Annotated in this window: 23 protein-coding genes and 1 tRNA gene; 17 read left to right on the top strand and 7 right to left on the bottom strand. The window is 71.7% G+C overall.

Annotated elements, in window-relative coordinates:
• Positions 1–28 precede the first annotated feature (28 nt).
• The 5 genes from ABT014_RS17875 (at position 29) to ABT014_RS17895 (ending at position 3631) form a co-directional block, all read left to right on the top strand.
• Positions 29–1477, top strand: coding sequence for an amino acid permease (locus tag ABT014_RS17875; RefSeq protein ID WP_350639777.1), 1449 nt, complete (start codon positions 29–31; stop codon positions 1475–1477).
• Positions 1478–1582: 105 nt separating this feature from the next.
• Entirely contained in the window at positions 1583–2014 is a 432-nt protein-coding gene (locus ABT014_RS17880) for a M67 family metallopeptidase (RefSeq protein WP_350639779.1), read from the top strand.
• 150 nt (positions 2015–2164) lie between these two features.
• Positions 2165–2281 (top strand): putative leader peptide, encoded by a 117-nt coding sequence (locus tag ABT014_RS17885; protein WP_350639781.1) that lies wholly within the window; start codon positions 2165–2167, stop codon positions 2279–2281.
• A gap of 91 nt (positions 2282–2372) precedes the next feature.
• Complete coding sequence (locus tag ABT014_RS17890; RefSeq protein ID WP_350639784.1) at positions 2373–2651, top strand: MoaD/ThiS family protein; 279 nt, start codon at positions 2373–2375, stop codon at positions 2649–2651.
• Positions 2652–2662: 11 nt separating this feature from the next.
• Positions 2663–3631 carry a PLP-dependent cysteine synthase family protein gene (locus ABT014_RS17895; RefSeq protein WP_350639786.1) on the top strand — a complete coding sequence of 323 codons (969 nt, stop codon included), beginning with the start codon at positions 2663–2665 and terminating at the stop codon, positions 3629–3631.
• 73 nt (positions 3632–3704) lie between these two features.
• On the opposite strand, the gene ABT014_RS17900 is transcribed toward ABT014_RS17895, so the two are convergent.
• Positions 3705–4163: a type II toxin-antitoxin system PemK/MazF family toxin gene (locus tag ABT014_RS17900; protein WP_350639788.1), complete on the bottom strand. Its 459-nt coding sequence runs from the start codon at positions 4161–4163 to the stop codon at positions 3705–3707.
• Between the two features lie 179 nt (positions 4164–4342).
• On the opposite strand from ABT014_RS17900, the gene ABT014_RS17905 reads away from it, so the two are divergent.
• Both ABT014_RS17905 and ABT014_RS17910 read left to right on the top strand, forming a co-directional pair.
• Entirely contained in the window at positions 4343–4537 is a 195-nt protein-coding gene (locus ABT014_RS17905) for a MerR family transcriptional regulator (protein ID WP_350639790.1), read from the top strand.
• Between the two features lie 176 nt (positions 4538–4713).
• Entirely contained in the window at positions 4714–5460 is a 747-nt protein-coding gene (locus tag ABT014_RS17910; RefSeq protein WP_350639792.1) for an MBL fold metallo-hydrolase, read from the top strand.
• Here the strand turns inward: ABT014_RS17910 and ABT014_RS17915 are convergent.
• The 3 genes from ABT014_RS17915 to ABT014_RS17925 form a co-directional block, all read right to left on the bottom strand.
• Positions 5448–5783 (bottom strand): cupin domain-containing protein, encoded by a 336-nt coding sequence (locus ABT014_RS17915; RefSeq protein WP_350639794.1) that lies wholly within the window; start codon positions 5781–5783, stop codon positions 5448–5450. The genes ABT014_RS17910 and ABT014_RS17915 overlap by 13 nt on opposite strands.
• Positions 5784–5977: 194 nt before the next feature.
• Positions 5978–7237 (bottom strand): PTS transporter subunit EIIC, encoded by a 1260-nt coding sequence (locus ABT014_RS17920; protein ID WP_350639797.1) that lies wholly within the window; start codon positions 7235–7237, stop codon positions 5978–5980.
• 258 nt (positions 7238–7495) lie between these two features.
• Positions 7496–8785 carry a PTS transporter subunit EIIC gene (locus ABT014_RS17925; RefSeq protein ID WP_350639799.1) on the bottom strand — a complete coding sequence of 430 codons (1290 nt, stop codon included), beginning with the start codon at positions 8783–8785 and terminating at the stop codon, positions 7496–7498.
• A 356-nt stretch (positions 8786–9141) separates the two neighbouring features.
• On the opposite strand from ABT014_RS17925, the gene ABT014_RS17930 reads away from it, so the two are divergent.
• The 4 genes from ABT014_RS17930 to rdgB all read left to right on the top strand — a co-directional run bounded on the left by ABT014_RS17930 (position 9142) and on the right by rdgB (position 11413).
• The gene (locus tag ABT014_RS17930; RefSeq protein ID WP_018105617.1) at positions 9142–9375 is read left to right on the top strand and encodes a PTS sugar transporter subunit IIB; all 234 of its coding nucleotides are present in this window, start codon (positions 9142–9144) and stop codon (positions 9373–9375) included.
• A 90-nt stretch (positions 9376–9465) separates the two neighbouring features.
• Entirely contained in the window at positions 9466–10191 is a 726-nt protein-coding gene (rph, locus tag ABT014_RS17935) for a ribonuclease PH (protein ID WP_350639802.1), read from the top strand.
• 156 nt (positions 10192–10347) lie between these two features.
• Entirely contained in the window at positions 10348–10743 is a 396-nt protein-coding gene (locus ABT014_RS17940) for a DUF8711 family protein (protein WP_350639804.1), read from the top strand.
• A 61-nt stretch (positions 10744–10804) separates the two neighbouring features.
• Positions 10805–11413 (top strand): RdgB/HAM1 family non-canonical purine NTP pyrophosphatase, encoded by a 609-nt coding sequence (gene rdgB, locus ABT014_RS17945; protein WP_350639806.1) that lies wholly within the window; start codon positions 10805–10807, stop codon positions 11411–11413.
• 48 nt (positions 11414–11461) lie between these two features.
• Here the strand turns inward: rdgB and ABT014_RS17950 are convergent.
• Together ABT014_RS17950 and ABT014_RS17955 are read right to left on the bottom strand one after the other, a co-directional pair.
• Positions 11462–11544: transfer RNA gene (locus tag ABT014_RS17950), tRNA-Leu, on the bottom strand.
• Positions 11545–11618: 74 nt separating this feature from the next.
• Positions 11619–12263 (bottom strand): HNH endonuclease signature motif containing protein, encoded by a 645-nt coding sequence (locus ABT014_RS17955; RefSeq protein WP_350639808.1) that lies wholly within the window; start codon positions 12261–12263, stop codon positions 11619–11621.
• 375 nt (positions 12264–12638) lie between these two features.
• Between ABT014_RS17955 and ABT014_RS17960 the strand changes: the two genes are divergently transcribed.
• Complete coding sequence (locus ABT014_RS17960; protein WP_350639920.1) at positions 12639–15056, top strand: chitinase C-terminal domain-containing protein; 2418 nt, start codon at positions 12639–12641, stop codon at positions 15054–15056.
• 170 nt (positions 15057–15226) lie between these two features.
• Positions 15227–15838: a DUF4291 domain-containing protein gene (locus ABT014_RS17965; protein WP_350639810.1), complete on the top strand. Its 612-nt coding sequence runs from the start codon at positions 15227–15229 to the stop codon at positions 15836–15838.
• A 43-nt stretch (positions 15839–15881) separates the two neighbouring features.
• Here ABT014_RS17965 and bcp read toward each other — a convergent pair whose 3' ends face one another.
• Entirely contained in the window at positions 15882–16358 is a 477-nt protein-coding gene (gene bcp, locus ABT014_RS17970; protein WP_350639812.1) for a thioredoxin-dependent thiol peroxidase, read from the bottom strand.
• Positions 16359–16505: 147 nt separating this feature from the next.
• Between bcp and ABT014_RS17975 the strand changes: the two genes are divergently transcribed.
• The 4 genes from ABT014_RS17975 to ABT014_RS17990 all read left to right on the top strand — a co-directional run bounded on the left by ABT014_RS17975 (position 16506) and on the right by ABT014_RS17990 (position 19371).
• Positions 16506–16847 carry a DUF3618 domain-containing protein gene (locus ABT014_RS17975; RefSeq protein WP_350639814.1) on the top strand — a complete coding sequence of 114 codons (342 nt, stop codon included), beginning with the start codon at positions 16506–16508 and terminating at the stop codon, positions 16845–16847.
• 251 nt (positions 16848–17098) lie between these two features.
• Positions 17099–17401, top strand: coding sequence for a GroES family chaperonin (locus ABT014_RS17980; protein WP_350639922.1), 303 nt, complete (start codon positions 17099–17101; stop codon positions 17399–17401).
• A gap of 307 nt (positions 17402–17708) precedes the next feature.
• Positions 17709–18551, top strand: coding sequence for an ABC transporter permease (locus ABT014_RS17985; RefSeq protein ID WP_350639816.1), 843 nt, complete (start codon positions 17709–17711; stop codon positions 18549–18551).
• Positions 18544–19371, top strand: a complete 828-nt coding sequence (locus ABT014_RS17990; protein WP_502895006.1) for an ABC transporter permease — start codon at positions 18544–18546, stop codon at positions 19369–19371. Before ABT014_RS17985 ends, ABT014_RS17990 begins: the two co-directional genes overlap by 8 nt.
• The last annotated feature ends 21 nt before the right edge of the window (positions 19372–19392 follow it).

Consider the following 19392-nt stretch of genomic DNA (forward strand, 5'->3'; position numbering starts at 1 on the left):
TCGCCCAGCGAGCAGAAGGAGTGTGGCCATGGCCGATCAGGCCTATGACGAGGTGACCGGGGCCGGGCCGGCCGAGGCCGAGGAGGGCTACGAGCGCGGCCTGGGCAGCCGTCAGATCCAGATGATCGCGATCGGCGGGGCGATCGGCACCGGCCTGTTCCTCGGCGCCGGCACGGCCATCTCCAAGGCCGGGCCGAGCCTGATCGTCAGCTACGCCGTGGCCGGCCTGGTGATCTTCGTGATCATGCGGGCGCTCGGCGAGCTGCTCACCTACCGCCCGGTCTCCGGCAGCTTCGCCGAGTACGCCCGGGAGTTCCTCGGCCCGTTCGCGGGCTACGTGACCGGCTGGACGTACTGGCTGTTCTGGGTGGTCACCGGCATGGCGGAGACCACCGCCGCGGCGGTCTACGTGCGCTTCTGGGCGCCCGGCATCCCGCAGTGGGCCAGCGCGCTGGTCTTCCTGGTGATCCTCTACGCGGCCAACCTGATCTCGGTGAAGCTGTTCGGCGAGATCGAGTTCTGGTTCTCCATGGTCAAGGTCACCGCCATCATCGGCATGATCCTGATCGGCGTCGGCGTGCTCACCCTCGGCTTCAGCGACGCCGCCGACACCGCGTCGGTGAGCAACCTGTGGGCGGACGGCGGCTTCTTCCCCAAGGGCCTCGGCTCGACCGTGATGACCCTGCAGATCGTCATGTTCGCCTACCTCGGGGTCGAGCTGGTCGGCGTCACCGCGGGGGAGAGCGAGAACCCCGAGAAGAACCTGCCCCGGGCGATCAACACCCTGCCCTGGCGGATCATGCTGTTCTACGTCGGCGCCCTGACGGTCATTCTGGCCCTCGTCCCCTGGCAGGAGTTCAGCCCCGGCGTCAGCCCGTTCGTCGCCGCCTTCGGCAAGATCGGCATCCCGGCGGCGGCCGGCATCGTGAACTTCGTGGTGCTCACCGCGGCGCTCTCCTCCTGCAACTCCGGGATGTACTCGACCGGCCGGATGCTGCGCGACCTCGCCCTGCGGGGGCAGGCCCCCGGCACCCTCACCCGGCTCAACGGCCGCCGTACCCCGGCCGCCGCGATCACCGTCTCGGCGCTGCTGATGGGCCTCGGCGTGGTGCTCAACTACCTCGTCCCGGCCAAGGCGTTCGAGTACATCACCTCGGTCGCCACCGTCTGCGGCCTGTGGACCTGGGCGGTCATCCTGATCTGCCAGATCCGCTACCGCCGGGCCTGGCAGGCCGGCCGGCTCCCCGCGCCCACCTTCCGGGCCCCCGGCGGCAGCTGGCCGAGCTGGGCCGCGCTGGCCTTCCTGGTCCTGGTCGTGGTGCTGATCGCGATCGACCCGGACTCCCGGATCTCGCTGTACGTCTTCCCCGGCTGGGCGCTGGCGCTGGTGATCGGCCACCAGGTGCTCCGCCGGACCAGGCCGCAGGCGCTCGACGGCACCCCGCAGGCCCCCGAGTACGCCCGGTCCGGCGACTGACCGGCACCCGACCCCGGTCCGCCCGCCGGACCGGCCCGCCCGCCCGGCCGTCGAACGCACCCCGCGACGGCCGGGCGGGCCTCGACGCCTGGCTATCCTGCACGCATGCTGACCATCACCCGAGAACTGCGCGACGCGATCGTGGCCCACGCCCGTGCGGACCACCCGGACGAGGCCTGCGGCGTGGTCGCCGGACCGGCCGGCAGCGACCGGCCGCAGCGGTTCGTCCCGATGCTCAACGCGGCCCGCTCGCCCACCTTCTACGAGTTCGACTCCGGCGACCTGCTCAAGCTCTACCGCGACCTGGACGACCGCGACGAGGAGCCGGTGGTGATCTACCACTCGCACACCGCCACCGAGGCCTACCCGTCCCGCACCGACGTCTCCTACGCCTCCGAGCCGGGCGCCCACTACGTGCTGGTGTCGACCGCGGAGGGCAACGGCGAGGGCGACCCGTACCAGTTCCGCTCGTTCCGCATCCTGGACGGCGTGATCACGGAGGAAGACGTCACCGTGGTCGAGGAGTACGCCGCCTGAGCACGCCCGGCCCGACCGGAGGCCCGCCGTCCCCGCGGGGCGCGCGGACGGCGCTCCTCCGGTCGCCCCGATCTCAGCATCGGATACACAACCGCCCGGCTGCTGAGACACGGCTGCCGGACGGGGGCCGGGAATCTATACGATGAGCCCATGCGTTCCGTCGATGTGAGCAACCAGGCCCCGGGCATCCGCCTCGTGGCGCGCCTGCACGTCGACCTGTGCCGGCTCGCCAGCGCGATCTGTCCCGGCACCGCCGACGCCCGCTGACTTCGGCACCGACCGCCCCGGCCGCGACCGGGGCCACACCCCTGCCGCGACCCGTGCGGCCCACCCGACCCCCCTCCACAGGAGCGCAGCCATGGCCATCGAGGTCCGCATCCCGACCATCCTCCGTACCTACACCGACGGCGCCAAGGCCGTCGAAGGCGCCGGCAGCAACCTCGGGGAGCTCTTCACCGACCTCGACGCCCGCCACCCGGGCATCGCGGAGCGCCTGCTCGACGGCGGCGAGCTGCGCCGCTTCGTCAACGTCTACCTGAACGACGAGGACGTCCGGTTCCTGGACGGCATCGCCACCGCGCTCGCCGACGGCGACAGCGTCACCATCCTGCCGGCCGTGGCCGGCGGGGCCCGCTGAGCCGCCGCCCGATGCGCTACGACAGCCCGATCGCCGCGGTCGGCAACACCCCGCTGGTGCGGCTGCCCCGGATCTCCGCGGCCGTCCCCGGGAACGCCGACGGGCTGGTCACGCTCTGGGCGAAGCTGGAGGACCGCAACCCGACCGGCTCGATCAAGGACCGCCCGGCCCTGCACATGATCGAGCGGGCCGAGGCGGCCGGCCGGCTCACCCCCGGCTGCACCATCCTGGAGCCGACCAGCGGCAACACCGGCATCTCGCTGGCCATGGCCGCCAAGCTCAAGGGCTACCGGATGGTCTGCGTGATGCCGGAGAACACCAGCGAGGAGCGCCGCGAGCTGCTCCGGATGTGGGGCGCGGAGATCATCCCCTCGCCCGCCGCCGGCGGCTCCAACACGGCGGTGCGGATGGCCAAGGAGATCGCGGCCGAGCACCCGGACTGGGTGATGCTCTACCAGTACGGCAACCCGGACAACGCCGGCGCGCACTACCAGGGCACCGCCCCGGAGATCCTCGCCGACCTCCCGGAGATCACCCACTTCGTCGCGGGCCTCGGCACCACCGGCACCCTGATGGGCGTCGGCCGGTTCCTGCGGGAGAAGGTCCCCGGCGTGCGGATCGTCGCCGCCGAGCCGCGCTACGACGACCTGGTCTACGGGCTGCGCAACCTGGACGAGGGGTTCGTCCCGGAGCTCTACGACGCCGAGGTGCTCACCACCCGCTACTCGGTCGGCTCGGCCGACGCGGTGCGGCGCACCCGGGAACTGCTCCAGCAGGAGGGCATCTTCGCCGGCGTCTCCACCGGCGCGATCCTGCACGCCGCGATCGGCGTCGGCCGCAAGGCCGCGCAGGCCGGCGAGCGGGCGGACGTGGTCTTCGTGGTCGCCGACGGCGGCTGGAAGTACCTGTCCACCGGCATCTACACCGCGGAGTCGACCGAGGCCGCGGTCGAGGCCCTGCAGGGCCAGCTCTGGGCCTGAGGCCGCGCGAACGCCCGCCGGGCGCCGCACCCCGCCGGGGTGCGGCGCCCGCGCCGGTTCAGGCCCTCAAGCCCTAAGGCCGGGCCCGGCGGACCACCTCGGCCCAGAGCCGTTCCTCGACCGGTCCCACCCGGCGCCGGAACGCCCCGAGCGGCACCTCGCGCAGCTCGTCCGTCTCCAGCCAGCTGGCCCGCCCGTGCCGGTCGCCGACCGAGCCGGCGGGCAGCCGCAGCACGCCCGGGCGCTCGGCGTGGTGCTTGGTGGTGATCTTGGCGACCAGCGCGGTGCGCGGCCGGACCCGCAGCACCAGGCAGGGCCGGTCCTTGGCCCCCGGCCCCTCCTCGAACGGCACCTCGGCCCACCAGATCTCGCGCGGCACCGGCCGGCCGGTCCGCGGTCCGGGCCGGCCGGCGGGCCGCGGTGCGGGCCGCGGCGCGCCCGCCGGCCGGGAGCGCCGCCACCACCACACGGTGGCCGACACCACCACCGCCAGGGCGATCAGCAGTACGAGCAGGGTCCCGAAGCTGTCCATCCGCCGACCGTACCGGGCGCCGGGGTCGCTGTGACATTCGGCGATTTGTCCGTTCCAGGCTGCTGATCCGTCACGGAACGACCACAGCGTCCGGTCCCGGGGAGAGCTCCCGGCCGGGCCGGAAAGGCTGATCGCGACGCCCCGGGCCAGGCCCGGAACTCCGTCCGAAGGTGGTCCAGATGAGCCCGAACAGCAACGACCTGTGGTCCTACGCCGAGATCGCCCGGCACATCAACGTCCAGTCCGAGACCGTCCGCAACTACCGCCGGCACGGCCTGCTCCCGGAGCCCGACCTGGTGGACCGCAACGGCCACCCGCGCTGGTACCCCGAGACCGTCAAGGCCTGGGCCCGCAACCGTCCCCGGCACCGCTGAGCCCTTCTCGAACGCCCGCCCCCGCCCCCCGCCCCGTTCTGGTGATTCCAGCCACAGCGCGGCACGGGGACGGGGGCAAAGTGCCGTTGGGCCCTTACCCTCGACACGCGAAGACCGTACCGGGCAGTCGATGCGGCCGCTGCGGACCATGACCCATCGGGGCGGAGGGGCTCGGCATGAAACTGACCGTGGTGGGGTGCTCGGGGAGCTTCCCGTCCGCCGACTCGCCGTGCTCCAGTTACCTGGTGGAGGCGGACGGCTTCCGGGCCGTCCTCGACCTCGGCAACGGCGCCCTCGGCGCGCTGCAGAACTACTGCGGCCTGTACGAGGTGGACGCCGTGCTGCTCAGCCACCTGCACGCCGACCACTGCGTGGACCTGTGCGCCTACTGGGTGGCCCGCAACTACCGCGTCGAGGGCTGCCCCGAGCCGCTGCCGGTGTACGGCCCGGCCGGCACCCCCGAGCGGCTCGCCCGGGCCTACGACATGCCCGAGGAACCGGGGATGACCGAGGTCTTCGAGTTCCGCACCCTCAAGTCCGGCAGCTTCGAGCTCGGCCCGCTGCGGATCACCGCCGTGCAGGTCAACCACCCGGTGGAGGCCTACGCCTTCCGGATCGAGCACGGCGGCCACGCGGTCGTGTACTCCGGTGACACCGGGGAGTCCCCGGAGCTCGTCGAACTCGCCGCCGGGGCCGACCTGTTCCTCTGCGAGGCCGCCTACACCGACGGCAAGGACACCTACCAGGCCGTCCACCTCAACGGCCGGGAGGCCGGCGAGCACGCCACCGCGGCCGGGGTGGGGCACCTGGTGCTCACCCACATCCCGCCGTGGACGGACGCGCAGCGCAACCTGCGCGACGCCCGGGCCGCCTTCGCGGGCCCGGTGGACCTCGCCAGACCGGGCGCCGTCTACGAGTTCTGAGCGTCCCCGGCCCGGTGCGACGGCTCCGGGACCTCGACGATCACCAGCGTCCCCCGGCTGCCCGGCCGCACCGCGTGCGGGCTCCCGGCCGGCACCACGGCCAGCTCGCCCGCCCGTACCGCCACCGGCCGCCCGTCCACCGTGAGCTCCAGGCAGCCGTCGAGCACCAGCAGGGCCTCGGCGACGGAGTGGGTCTCCTCGGCCAGCGGCAGCGCGTCCATCCGCAGCACCTTGAGGCCGGCCGTGCCGACCTCGCCCAGCAGCCGCGAGCTCCAGGCCCGCTCCAGCCCCGCGGCCTGTGCGACCAGATCGATCACCTGCACGACGTACCCCCCACGCTCCCGGACCACTGCATGCCGAGGACGCTACCGGGGGCGGCCGGGCGGTTGGTCGACCGTTCGGCAAAGCTTTCCGGCTCCCCGCCCCGCGTGCGCCTCGGTGTCCTCGCGGGCCCGGACGCGCCGGTGCCCCGCCGCGCGGGGACGCGGCGGGGCACCGGGGGCGGGGCGGTCGGCCGTCAGGCCTTGGTCACGTCCTCGATCTCCTCGTCCGACTCGCGACCGGGGGTCTTGAGGTCGAACTTGACGATCGCGAAGCGGAAGACCGTGTAGTAGATCGCCGCGAAGACCAGGCCGATCGGGATGATCAGCCAGGGCTTGGTGGCCAGGTGCCAGTTGATCACGTAGTCGATCAGGCCGGCCGAGAAGCTGAAGCCGTCGTGCACGCCGAGCGCCCAGGTGACGGCCATCGACAGCGCGGTGAGCACGGCGTGGATCGCGTACAGCACCGGGGCGATGAACAGGAAGGTGAACTCGATCGGCTCGGTGACACCGGTGACGATGCTGGTCAGGGCGAGCGAGGTCATCATGCCCAGGACCACCTTGCGGCGCTCCGGACGGGCCGCGTGGGCGATCGCCAGGGCGGCGGCCGGCAGCGCGAACATCATGATCGGGAAGAACCCGGACTGGAACTGCCCGGCGGTCGGGTCGCCGGCCAGGAAGCGGTTGATGTCACCGGTGGCGACCTTGCCGGTCGCGTCGGTGAAGCTGCCGGTCTGGAACCACGCGTAGGTGTTGACGAACTGGTGCATGCCGATCGGGATCAGCGCCCGGTTGACCAGGCCGAAGATGCCGGCGCCCAGCGCGCCCGCGCCGACCAGCTGGTCGTTGCCGCCGGAGATCACGTCGCCGATCGGGCCCCAGCACAGGCCGAACAGGATGCCCAGGCCGGTGCCGACGAAGGCCATGATGATCGGGACGAGCCGGCGGCCGTTGAAGAAGCCGAGCCAGTCCACCAGCTTGGTGCGGTGGTACTTCTGCCAGAGCACGGCCGCCAGCAGGCCGACCACCACGCCGCCGAGCACGCCGGGGTTCTGCGGCTTGCCGGCCGGCAGGGCGGCGGTGACGGTGCCCTCGGACGGGAAGACGGTGAGGACCTGCTTGAAGACCAGGTAGCCGACCAGGGCGGCGAGCGCCGTGGAGCCGTCGGCCTTCTTGGCGAAGCCGATCGCCACGCCCACGCAGAACAGCAGCGGCAGGTTGTCCAGGACCGCGCCGCCGGCCGCGCCGAACACCTGCACCAGCTTGGCGGGGAAGTGCCAGTTGGTCTGCACGTCGGGCTGGCCCAGGCGGGCCAGGATGCCCGCGGCGGGCAGGACCGCGATCGGCAGCTGGAGGCTGCGGCCGACCTTCTGCAGGCCGGGGAGGATTCCGGAGCCGAACTTCTTTCCCGGCTTGGGTGCGGCAGCGGGCGCCGGTGCCTGCGCAGTCGTACTCATGGGGGTGGTTCCTAACGGACAGGGCGGGCCGGTCGTGGGGTGGAGCGTCGGGGGCCGGCTCGCGAACTGGTCTACACCACTAGTGGTGTAGACCAGTTTTCTAGCACGCGCGGAAGAGGGGGGGAACCCCGGACAGGTGCGCAGGTCGGAAGCGCTATGAAATCGAAACCTTGTTGCGGATTGACGATCTTGGCTACCCGCCGTAACAGGGGCTTTTGGCAAGTTGCGCAACAAAAGGCGCCCCGGGGTGACGGGCGGTCAGGCCTTGGTGACGTCCTCGACCTCGTCGTCGTCCTCGCGGCCGGGTGTCTTCACGTCGAACCGTACGATCACGAACCGGAAGACCGCGTAGTAGACGGCCGCGAATCCGAGCCCGATCGGGATGATCAGCCACGGCTTGGTGGCGAGGTTCCAGTTCAGCAGGTAGTCGATCAGGCCGGCCGAGAAGGCGAAGCCGTCGTGCACGCCCAGGCCCCAGGTGACGGCCATCGAGGCGCCGGTGAGGATCGCGTGCACCGCGAACAGGGCCGGGGCGATGTAGGCGAAGGAGTACTCGATCGGCTCGGTGATGCCGGTGATCGCGGAGGTCAGCGCCACCGAGGTCATCAGGCCGTAGATCTCCTTGCGGCGGTGCGGCTTGGCGCTGTGCGCGATGGCGAGGGCGGCCGCCGGCAGGGCGAACATGAAGATCGGGAAGAAGCCGGTCATGAACTGGCCGGCGGTCGGGTCGCCGGCCAGGAAGCGGGCGATGTCGCCGTGCGCCTCGGTGCCGTCCGGCTTGACGTAGGTGCCGAACTGGAACCACGGGAAGAAGTTCAGCAGCTGGTGCATGCCGATCAGCAGCAGGCCGCGGTTGGCGAGGCCGAACAGCCCGGAGCCGATCGAGCCGAGGTCCGCCAGCCACTGCGAGAACGACTCCAACGCGTCGCCGATCGGCGGCCAGACCCACAGGCAGAGCGCGGCGAAGACCAGACCGACCAGGGCGGTGATCATCGGGACCAGGCGGCGGCCGTTGAAGAAGCCCAGCCAGTCGACCAGCCGGGTGCGGTGGAAGCGGACCCAGAGCCGGGCCGACATCAGGCCCATCAGGATGCCGCCGAGCACGCCGGGGTTCTGGAAGCCGACGTTGGAGGCCGACTGCTTGGCGTAGTCGATGCACTGGGTGCCGGCCACGATGCCCTTGCAGGCGTTGAGGTCGGGGAAGGCCTGGAGGACCTTGTAGTAGACCAGGAAGCCGGTCACCGCGGCCAGCGCGGTCGAGCCGTCGGCCTTCTTGGCCATCCCGATCGCGACGCCGATGCAGAACAGCAGCGGGAGGCCGAGCGAGCCGTCCAGCAGGGCCGCGCCGGCCGCCGCGAAGGCCTTCGCCACGTTGTCCCAGCCGAGGCCGTCCGCGCCGAGCAGGTCGGGCTGGCCGAAGCGGTTCAGGATGCCGGCCGCGGGCAGGACGGCCACCGGGAGCTGGAGGCTGCGGCCCATCTTCTGCAGGCCGCCGTAGAACGTCTGCCACCAGGGCGTCTGCGGAACCGTGGCGCCTGCCGAGCTCATGTCGTCCTCCGAGTGCCGGAACCCGCCAGGCCGGGCGGGAACGCGGGCGGGCCGTCCCGCGTTGTCCGAAGTGCACCTAATATTGGTGTAGACCACTTCTGATGGGGCGGTCGCGCCGGGTCCTGAACCCAGTGATCGCCATCCTGGGACCGTCGCCCTGAGCCTGCGCGTCGGAGTAGCCCAAAAGTGGACTAACGTGGCATATCGTCCGGAGACGGGTGATGCTTGACGCGCTGTTCCGACGACGCGGCAGCTGATCCCGCGTCATCATCTCCGACAGCGCCCACCGCACACCGCACACGCAGTACGGCTACTGGCGGCACCCCGCCGAGGCGCCGAGACAGAGGGAGAAAGACATGGCCAGCAAGGCTGAGAAGATCGTCGCCGGCCTCGGCGGGATCGAGAACATCGAAGAGGTCGAAGGCTGCATCACCCGTCTCCGCACCGAGGTCGTCGACCCGAGCAAGGTCGACGAGGCCGCGCTCAAGGCCGCCGGCGCCCACGGCGTCGTCAAGATGGGCACCGCGATCCAGGTCGTCATCGGCACCGACGCCGACCCGATCGCCGCCGACATCGAGGACATGATGTGAGCTGAGCCCCGGCTCACCACCCTGCGGCCCGCCGCCCCACCGGGGACGGCGGGCCGACGCGTCCACCCGGAACCACTACGCTCGTTTCCCATGTCACGCATCGACGGCCGCACCCCCGACCAGCTCCGCCCCATCACCATCGAGCGGGGCTGGAGCAAGCACGCCGAAGGCTCCGTCCTGGTCTCCTACGGCGACACCAAGGTGCTCTGCACCGCCAGCGTCACCGAAGGCGTCCCCCGCTGGCGCAAGGGCAGCGGCGAAGGCTGGGTCACCGCCGAGTACTCCATGCTCCCCCGCGCCACCAACACCCGCGGCGACCGCGAATCCGTCCGCGGCAAGATCGGCGGCCGCACCCACGAGATCAGCCGCCTGATCGGCCGCTCGCTGCGCGCCGTGATCGACCACCGCGCCCTCGCCGAGAACACCTTCGTGCTCGACTGCGACGTCCTCCAGGCCGACGGCGGCACCCGCACCGCCGCCATCACCGGCGCCTACGTCGCCCTCGTCGACGCCGTCTCCTGGGCCCGCGAGAAGAAGATCCTGCGCGCCAAGGGCCAGCCCATCACCGGCGGCGTCAGCGCCGTCAGCGTCGGCATCATCGACGGCGTCCCGATGCTCGACCTCCGCTACGAGGAGGACGTCCGGGCGGAGACCGACATGAACATCGTCTGCACCTCCGACGGCCGCTTCGTCGAGGTCCAGGGCACCGCCGAGGGCGCCCCGTTCGACCGCGCCCTGCTCGACCAGCTGCTCGACCTCGGCACCCTCGGCTGCGCCGAGCTCGACGAGATCCAGCGCAAGGTCCTCGAGGGCTGACACCGACCGCCCGGCGCACCCGGGGCCGGGCGGGTCCGCAACCGGACCGCCCGGCCCCGGCGTCCTCCTCGGTGCCGGCCGCCGGATGCTGTACACGCCGACGGCGCAGCCCGTACCGTGCCAGGCAGAAACCTCGGACCCGACCGAAGGACCGCGATGCCGCAGTCGCCCAGCATCAACCGCCCGACCGTGCTCGCCGTGGCAGCCCTCGCCCTGATCCTTCCGCTCAGCGCGGTCAGCTGCTCCGCCGCCCAGAAGGCGATCGACTGCGGGAACACCGCGATCACCATCAGCAGTGACGTCTCCAACGCCACCTCCGCGTTCAACAACGCCAACAACGACCCGGCCGCGGCCGGTCAGGCCATGCAGCAGCTGAAGAACGACATCGACAAGCTGAGCCGCAACTCCAGCGACACCGACGTCAGCAAGGCGCTCGGCGACCTGCAGACCCAGGTGCAGAACGTCCAGCAGGCCATCGACAACAAGCAGGCGCCCGACCTGCAGCCGCTCGGCGCCGCCGCCGGCAACCTCAGCAAGGCCTGCACCGGCTGAGCCACCTGACGGGCCGCCGGGCCGGGCGTCCGGAGGACGGCGTTCTGGCTAGGGTGGACGCATGACTACCCGACGCCTCGTCCTCGCCACCCGCAACCAGCACAAGGTCGCGGAGCTGCGCGACATCCTCGGCGCCGCCGGGCTGGACGTCGAACTGGTCGGCGCCGACGCCTACCCCGAGATCCCCGACGTGCCGGAGACCGGGGTGACCTTCGCCGAGAACGCGCTGCTGAAGGCGCACGCCCTGGCCCGGGCGACCGGCCTGCCCGCGGTCGCCGACGACTCCGGCCTGTGCGTGGAGGTGCTCGGCGGGGCACCCGGCATCTTCTCCGCCCGCTGGGCCGGCAAGCACGGCGACGACCGCGCCAACCTCGACCTGCTGCTCGCCCAGCTCGGTGACATCTCCGACCCGCACCGGGGCGCGTACTTCGCCTGCGCGGCGGCGTTCGCCCTGCCGGACGGCACCGAGCGGGTGGTGGAGGGGCAGCTGAGGGGCACCCTGCGGGCCGCCCCGGCGGGCGAGGGCGGCTTCGGCTACGACCCGATCCTCCAGCCGCTCGGCGAGAGCCGCACCTGCGCCGAGCTGACCGCCGCCGAGAAGAACGCCATCAGCCACCGCGGCCAGGCCTTCCGCGCCCTGGCCCCGGTCGTCCGCGACCTGCTGGGATGAGCACGAGGGCCCGCCCGGAGATCAACTCCGGGCGGGCCCTCGGGGCGGTGCGGCCGGAGGGACTCGAACCCTCACGGACTAGGTCCACTAGCTCCTAAGGCTAGCGCGGCTGCCAATTACGCCACGGCCGCATACACCCCAAGTCTAGGGCCTGCGCCCCGCACCGGAACACCGGCTTTCGGTCGCCCTCCGGGCCCTCGTCCGGTCACGATCCGTGGCGCCTCCTGTTCCTGCCGCAGTAGGTCTCCGTGACGGCATGGCAGTTGGGGCAGAGCAGCCGGAGGTTCTCGGCCCGGTTGTCCGACCAGTCGCCGCTGATGTGATCCACCTCCAGGGTGAGCGGTCGCCCGTGCCAGACCGGTCCGGTGCCGCAGCCCTCGCACTGCTCGGGCCGCCCGATCTCGGCCAGCGCGAGCCGGATCCTCGCGCCGGGAAGCCGCTTCGCGTCCGCGGGGCGGCGGACGAGGACCTGTTCCGGTCGCAGCCGGCGGGCCGAGCGCCGTCCCCTGTTGTGGGCCTGGCCGGTGAAGTGGGACGTGTCGATACCGAAGCTCTTGATCCGCCGGGCGACGTGGGCCTGCGTCCCGCCGGCCTGTCGGCGGCCCAGGTAGCGCACGACGCCCGCCACGCTGTGGCTGGCCGCTACGGCCTCTTCCAGCAGGTGCTTGGTGTAGAAGCTGCCGGGGCGCTCGAAGTGCGAGACGTCGGTGCCGTACGCGGCCAACCGGTCCCTGAGGTAACGGCGGTTGTGGGCGTCCGGCTCCTGCCCGAGCGTGCGCAGCACCTCGTCCAGCGAGGATGCCGACGGCGTGAGATCGGCCAGCAGCTCGCGGGTGTACTTGACGGACATGGTGGATCTTCCCCCTCCGGGTTGTCGGTGCGGCCGTCCCCCGTGCAGATACGAACGAGTGTTGGGGCGTCGGGGTGCGGGGTGTACGGAGTCGCTGGGGGTGACGGGGGGCGTGGGGGCGTACGGGGTGTCGGTTCACTACCGATTGGTACAGACCTATTGACCTATGTGGTTCAGACCACATAGCTTCGGCGCACTCCGAGGCGTGGTGGGGCGGGTGGTTGACGGTCCATCGGGCGGCGGGCGAAAACCTCCCCCACAGGCGCGTTCCCACAGCGCGTCCGACACTCTCTCCTGGAGGACCGAGTGTTGATCCGAAACACGACGGCGCAGCGTCCCACCGCTGCCGGCCGTCACCAGCGCTCCGGCGGACGGCTGGCCGCCGCCGCGGCCGCGGCCGGGCTGGCCGGTCTGCTGATGGCGACGCTCGGTGCGGCGCCCTCGCAGGCGGCCGTCGACAACCAGTCCTGTCGCCCCGACGGCATGTACAGCACGCCCGGTGTGGACGTGCCGTACTGCAGCGTCTACGACAGCGCGGGCCGCGAGAAGATGGGCGCGGACCACCAGCGCCGCATCATCGGCTACTTCACGGGCTGGCGCACCGGGCAGGACGGCACCCCCGCCTACCTGGTGAACGACATCCCGTGGGACAAGGTGACCCACCTCAACTACGCCTTCGGCCACGTCGACGGTGCCAACAAGCTGTCGGTCGGCACGGATTCGCCGACCAACGCCGCCACCGGGATGACCTTCCCGGGCGTGCCGGGCGCCGAGATGGACCCGTCGCTGCCGTACAAGGGTCACTTCAACCTGCTGACCAAGTTCAAGAAGCAGTACCCGAACGTGAAGACCCTGATCTCGGTGGGTGGTTGGGCCGAGACCGGCGGCTACTTCGGGGACGACGGCAACCGGGTGAACTCCGGTGGCTTCTACTCGATGACCACCAACGCGGACGGCAGCGTCAACCAGGCCGGGATCAACACCTTCGCCGACTCGGCGGTCGACTTCATCAAGAAGTACGGCTTCAACGGCGTGGACGTCGACTACGAGTACCCGACCTCGATGAAGGACGCGGGCAACCCGCTCGACACCTCGATCTCCAACGCCAAGCGCGGTGCGCTGGTCAAGGGGTACGCGGCGCTGATGAAGACGCTGCGCGAGAAGCTGGACCGGGCCGGCGCCGCGGACGGCAGGCACTACCTGCTGTCGGTGGCCGCGCCGTCCTCCGGCTACCTGCTGCGTGGCATGGAGACCTTCCAGGTCACCCAGTACCTGGACTACGTCAACATCATGTCGTACGACCTGCACGGTGCCTGGAACAAGTACGTCGGCCCGAACGCCTCGCTGTACGACGACGGCAAGGACGCCGAGCTGGCCGCCGCCAACGTGTACGGCACCTCGCAGTACGGCGGGATCGGCTACCTGAACACCGACTGGGCGTACCACTACTTCCGCGGTGCGATGCCGGCCGGCCGGATCAACGTCGGCCTGCCGTACTACACCCGCGGGTTCAAGAACGTCACCGGTGGTACCAACGGCCTCTGGGGCACCTCGTCGACCACCACCTGCCCGGCCGGGGCGGGGCTGACCACCTGTGGTGACGGCGCGGTCGGCATCGACAACCTCTGGCACGACCTGGACACCAACGGCAAGGAGTCCCCGGCGGGCTCCAACCCGATGTGGCACGCGAAGAACCTGGAGAAGGGCGTCGTCCCGGACTACCTGTCGAAGTACGGGCTGACCGACACCGCGCTGCAGGGCACCTACAGTCGCAACTACAGCTCCTCGCTGGTCGCGCCGTGGCTGTGGAACGACACCAAGAAGGTCTTCCTGTCGACGGAGGACGAGCAGTCGGTGGCGGCCAAGGCCGACTACGTCGTCGACCAGGGTGCCGGCGGCACGATGATCTGGGAGCTGGCGGGCGACTACAGGTGGGACGCCACCGCCAACGGTGGCAAGGGCGAGTACGTGCCGGGGTCGACCCTGACCTCGCTGATGTACGACAAGTTCAAGGCGGCCTCGCCGTACGGCGCGGTGCGCTCGACGGTCGCGCTGCCGGCCCAGACCCTGCCGATCGACGTGTCGTTCACCAACTTCGCGCTGGGTGACTCGAACTACCCGATCAACCCGAAGATCCACATCGTCAACAACTCGACCCAGACCCTGCCGGGCGGCACCGAGTTCCAGTTCGACTACGCCAACTCGGCGCCGGGCAACGCCAAGGACCAGTCCGGTTTCGGGCTGACCGTGATCCGGCAGGACCACACCGCGGCGAACAACGTGGGCGGCCTGAAGGGGACGTACAACCGGGTCTCGGTCAAGCTGCCGGGCTGGCAGTCGCTGGCCCCGGGTGCCTCGGTCGACCTGGACTTCGTCTACTACCTGCCGGTCTCGACCCCGGCGAACTGGACGGTCAACGTCGGCGGCACGCTGTACGGCCTGGCGGGCGACCTGACCCGCGGCTCGACCGGGGGCGGCACGGCCTCGCCGAGCCCCTCGCAGTCGAGCAGCCCGAGCGCTTCGGCGAGCCCGTCGCAGTCGGCCAGCCCGAGCGCTTCGGCCAGCCCGTCGCAGTCCGCGAGCCCGTCGGCCTCGGCCAGCCCCTCGCAGTCGGCGAGCCCGACCGGCGGCAGCTGCACCGCGCCCAGCTGGAACGCCGCGACGGTCTACGCCACCACCGGCACCAAGGTGTCGTGGAAGGGCCACCAGTACAGCAACAAGTGGTGGACCACCAATGAGGACCCCTCGACCACCGGTCAGTGGGGCGTGTGGAGCGACCTCGGGGTCTGCTGACCCGAGGTGTGAGACGGCGGTGGCGGTCGACCCGGTCGGGGGGTCGGCCGCCACCGCTCCAACGTGTCCGGGCCGGCCGGCGGCGGGTGGAAATCCGCTCGTCGCCGGCCGGCCGGGCTGGGAGGCTGGGCACCCCCGACCGCACCCTGCGACACCTTGGGAGCCCCGCGATGTCCGAGCCGCCGCTGCGCGAGATCCGCGCCGCGTACGACGACACCACCCTGGTGGTGTACCAGGCGTACCCGGCCGCGATCGCCGAACCGGCCCTGGTCGCCGGGACGTTCGTGGCGCCGTTCAAGCGGGAGCGGATGACCTGGATCAAGCCGTCGTTCCGCTGGATGATGTACCGCTCGGGGTGGGCGGCCAAGGCGGGCCAGGAGCGGGTGCTGGCCGTGCGGATCAGCCGCGAGGGCTTCGAGTGGGCGCTCGCGCACGCGTGCCTGAGCCACCAGGACCGGCATCGGCACGCCTCGGCCGCCGACTGGAAGGCCGAGCTGGCCGCCAGCCCGGTCCGGATCCAGTGGGACCCGGAGCGTTCGGTGCGGCTCGGCCCGCTGGCGCACCGCGCGATCCAGGTCGGGCTGACCGGCGCGGCGGTGCGCCGCTACGCGGACGGGTGGATCACCGGGATCGAGGACGTCACCGGGCTCGCCCACCGGGCGCACGCGCTGGTGCGGGCCGGTGACGTGGCCGGCGCCGGGGCGCTGCTGCCGGTGGAGCGCCCGTACCCGCTGGCGCCGGCCCTCGCCGCCCGGATCGCGGCCACCGGGGCGGCCGGTTGAGCGCCAGGCCGGTTGAGCGCCCGGGCGGCGCCGACCCGACCGGTCAGGCCGCGGCGATCTTGAGGTCGCGGAGCAGCTTGGCGACGTGGCCGGTGGCCTTGACGTTGTAGAGGGCGCGCTCGACCTTGCCCTCCTCGTCGACGACGACGGTGGAGCGGATCACCCCGACGTAGGTGCGGCCGTAGTTCTGCTTCTCCCCGTAGGCGCCGTAGGCCTCCAGGACGGCGTGGTCCGGGTCGGCGAGCAGGGTGACCTTCAGGTTCTCGGTGTCGCGGAACTTGCCGAGCTTCTCGGGCTTGTCCGGGGAGATGCCGAGCACGTCGTAGCCGGCGCCGGCGAAGACCGCCAGGTTGTCGGTGAAGTCGCAGGCCTGGGTGGTGCAGCCGGGGGTGAGGGCGGCCGGGTAGAAGTACACGATCACCTTGCGGCCGAGGTGGTCGGCGAGGGACACCTGGTTGCCGTCGGCGTCGGACAGGGTGAAGGCGGGGGCGGTGTCGCCGGCCTGAAGGCGCTCGCTCACGGTGGATCTCTCCTCGTGCGTGGACTGGGTGGTCGTACCACGGCCAACCTACCTCCGTTGGTGGGTGGCGCTGCGCGGCCGGGGCGGGGAGCTGACAGACTGGTTCTGTCGTACCGGACAACGGCAGGAAGAAGAGGGGTGGCCCGCGTGGGCGAGGCGAGCACGAAGGACAAGGCGGCCCGGTCGACGGCCCAGATCGAGGCGGACATCACCCGGACCCGTGACCGGCTCGCGTCGACCCTGGACGAGCTGGCGATGCGGGTGCACCCGGCGACCGTCGCCGCGCAGACCAAGGCGAAGGTGCTGGCCTCGGTGGAGCAGAAGGCCGGCCGGGCGTACGTGACCGCGAGCGGTGCGGTGGAGCGGGTGAAGGCGCAGTTCACCGACGAGAAGGGCCGGCCGCGCAAGGAGCGGATCATCCCGGTCGCGCTGGTCGGCACGGGCGTGCTGCTGCTGGTGGCCTCGGCCCGCAAGCGCCGCAAGGGCTGAGCCGCGGCCGGGCCGGCGAACGGTCGGGGGAGAGCCGGGCGGGGCCGGGCGGGGGTCGACCCGCCCGGCCCCGTTGTCGTCGCCGTCGCCGTTGCCGGGAGTGACGGCCGGGCGCGACGGCCGGACGCCGGGGTGACGGCGCCGCGCGCGCCCGGGGCGGGTACGGTCGGGACGTGAGCAAGAACGACGACCTGAGCCTGGTGCACGACGAGCCCCGCCACGACCGGCTGGGGGAGAAGCTGCCGATCCGGATGCTGCACGACCGGGTGCTGGTGAGGACCGAGGGCAGCGAGGGCGAGCGCCGCTCGACCGGCGGCATCCTGATCCCCGCGACCGCGGAGCTGAGCAAGCGGTGCGCCTGGGCGGAGGCGGTGGCGGTCGGCCAGAGCGTGCGCTCGGTCGAGCCCGGTGACCGGGTGCTGTACGACCCGGAGGACAAGCTGGAGGTCGAGGTGCGCGGCACCACGTACGTGCTGCTGCGCGAGCGTGACCTGCACGCGGTGGCGGCGGGCCGCTTCGCCGACACGGAGGGCTCGACCGGCCTGTACCTCTAGGCCTGTCCCTCCAGGCCGGTGCTTCAAGGCCGGTGCTTCAAAGCCTGCGCCGACCGTCAGGCGCCGGGCCCGCGCGGCGGGTTGGCGTAATCCGGCTGCGCGTGCGCAGCGGTGACGATACGGTCGTAGTCCACATCTGAACAGCGCCTCGGACCAGCTCCGCACGTCGCCCCGGCACCCCCGGGGGCCCGACGGTCGGGGCCGTTCCGGCTGCCCTGGCGACTTCGCGCATTTCTGCGCGCCCGGTGCTCCGGCGCTGCCGGCGGGTGTGGACCGCTCTGCTGCGATAAGTCGACAAGGAGATATTGTGACGTTAACAGCGCAGCTCAGGCCGGTGCCCGGGGGCACGGCGCAGCTCTACCTCGCGGTCGCCCGCGGCGCCTTCCGCCGCTACTCGACCTACCGCGCCGCGACCCTGGCCGGCGCCTTCACCAACACCGTGTTCGGCTGCATCCTGGCCTACACCTTCCTCGCGCTCTGGCAGGCCAGGCCCGGCCTCGGCGGGTACGACACCCGGCAGGCCGTCAGCTACATCTGGATCAGCCAGGCCCTGCTGGTCACCGTCGCGGTCTGGGGCGGCGGGTTCCAGGACGACGTGCAGGACCGGTTCCGGACCGGCGACATCGCCGTCGACCTCTACCGGCCGGTCGACTTCCAGGGCTGGTGGCTGGCGACCGACCTCGGCCGGGCCGGCTTCCACCTGATCAGCCGGGGCGCGCTGCCCACCGTGGTCGGGCTGCTGGTCTTCGACACCCGGCTGTCCACCCGCCCCGGCGTCTGGGCGGCGTTCCTGCTCTCGGTGCTGCTCGCCGTGGTGGTCAGCTTCGGGCTGCGCTTCCTGGTCTCGCTGACCGGCTTCTGGCTGCACGACTCCGAGGGCGTACGGGCGGTGATGCTGGTGGTCGCGATGTTCTTCTCCGGCATGCTGCTGCCGCTCGCGCTGTTCCCCGGCTGGCTCGGCCGGATCGCGGTGGACCTGCCCTGGGCGGCGCTGATCTCGGTGCCCACCGACATCCTGCTGGAGCGCCGCACCGGGCCGGCGCTGTTCACCGGGCTCGGCTTCCAGGCGCTCTGGGCGGTGCTGCTGCTCGCGGCCGGCCGCGGTGTCCAACTGCTCGCCACCCGCAAGGTGGTGGTCCAGGGTGGCTGACACGCTGCTGGACCGGGCCGGCTGGTCGGTGCGCTCGTGGTGGCTGGTGGCGGGGATGTGGACCCGCTCGGTGATGGCGTACCGGGCCTCGTTCGTCCTGATGCTGTGCGCCAACACCGCCACCAACTCGCTGGACTTCGTGGTGCTGGTGCTGATGTTCCGGCACACCGACACCCTCGGCGGCTGGACGCTGCCCGAACTCGCCTTCCTGTACGGCACCTCCGGCATCGCGCTGGGGATGGCCAACCTGATGGTCGGCAGCATCGACGCGCTCGGGCAGCGGATCCGCGCCGGCACGCTGGACATCGTGCTGATCCGGCCGGCGCCCGCGCTCGCCCAGCTGTGCGCCGAACGGTTCTCGCTGCGCCGGCTCGGCCGGCCGCTCCAGGCGGGCGCGCTGCTGCTCTGGTCGCTGAGCGAGCTGTCCGTGCACTGGACCCTGGACCGGGTGCTGCTGATGCCGATGATGCTGGTGAGCGGCACGGTCATCTTCGCCTGCGTCTTCATCGGCGGCGCCAGCATCCAGTTCTGGTGGGACGAGGCCAAGGAGCTGCAGAACTCCTTCACCTACGGCGGCGCCACCATGCTCCAGTACCCGCCCACCATCTTCGCCAAGGAGCTGGTCGCCGGCACCGTCTTCGGCGTGCCGCTGGCCTTCGTCAACTGGCTGCCCGCGCTGCGGATCCTCGACCGGCCGGACCCGCTCGGCCTGCCCGGGGCCTTCCGCTTCGCCTCCCCGCTGGCTGCGGCGCTCTGCGTGCTGGCCGCCGCCGCGGCCTGGCGCGCGGGCCTGCGCGCCTACCGCGGCACCGGCAACTGACCGCGACCGACGGACCACCAC

Source organism: Kitasatospora sp. NPDC094015 (genome assembly GCF_040304075.1).
Lineage (GTDB): Bacteria > Actinomycetota > Actinomycetes > Streptomycetales > Streptomycetaceae > Kitasatospora.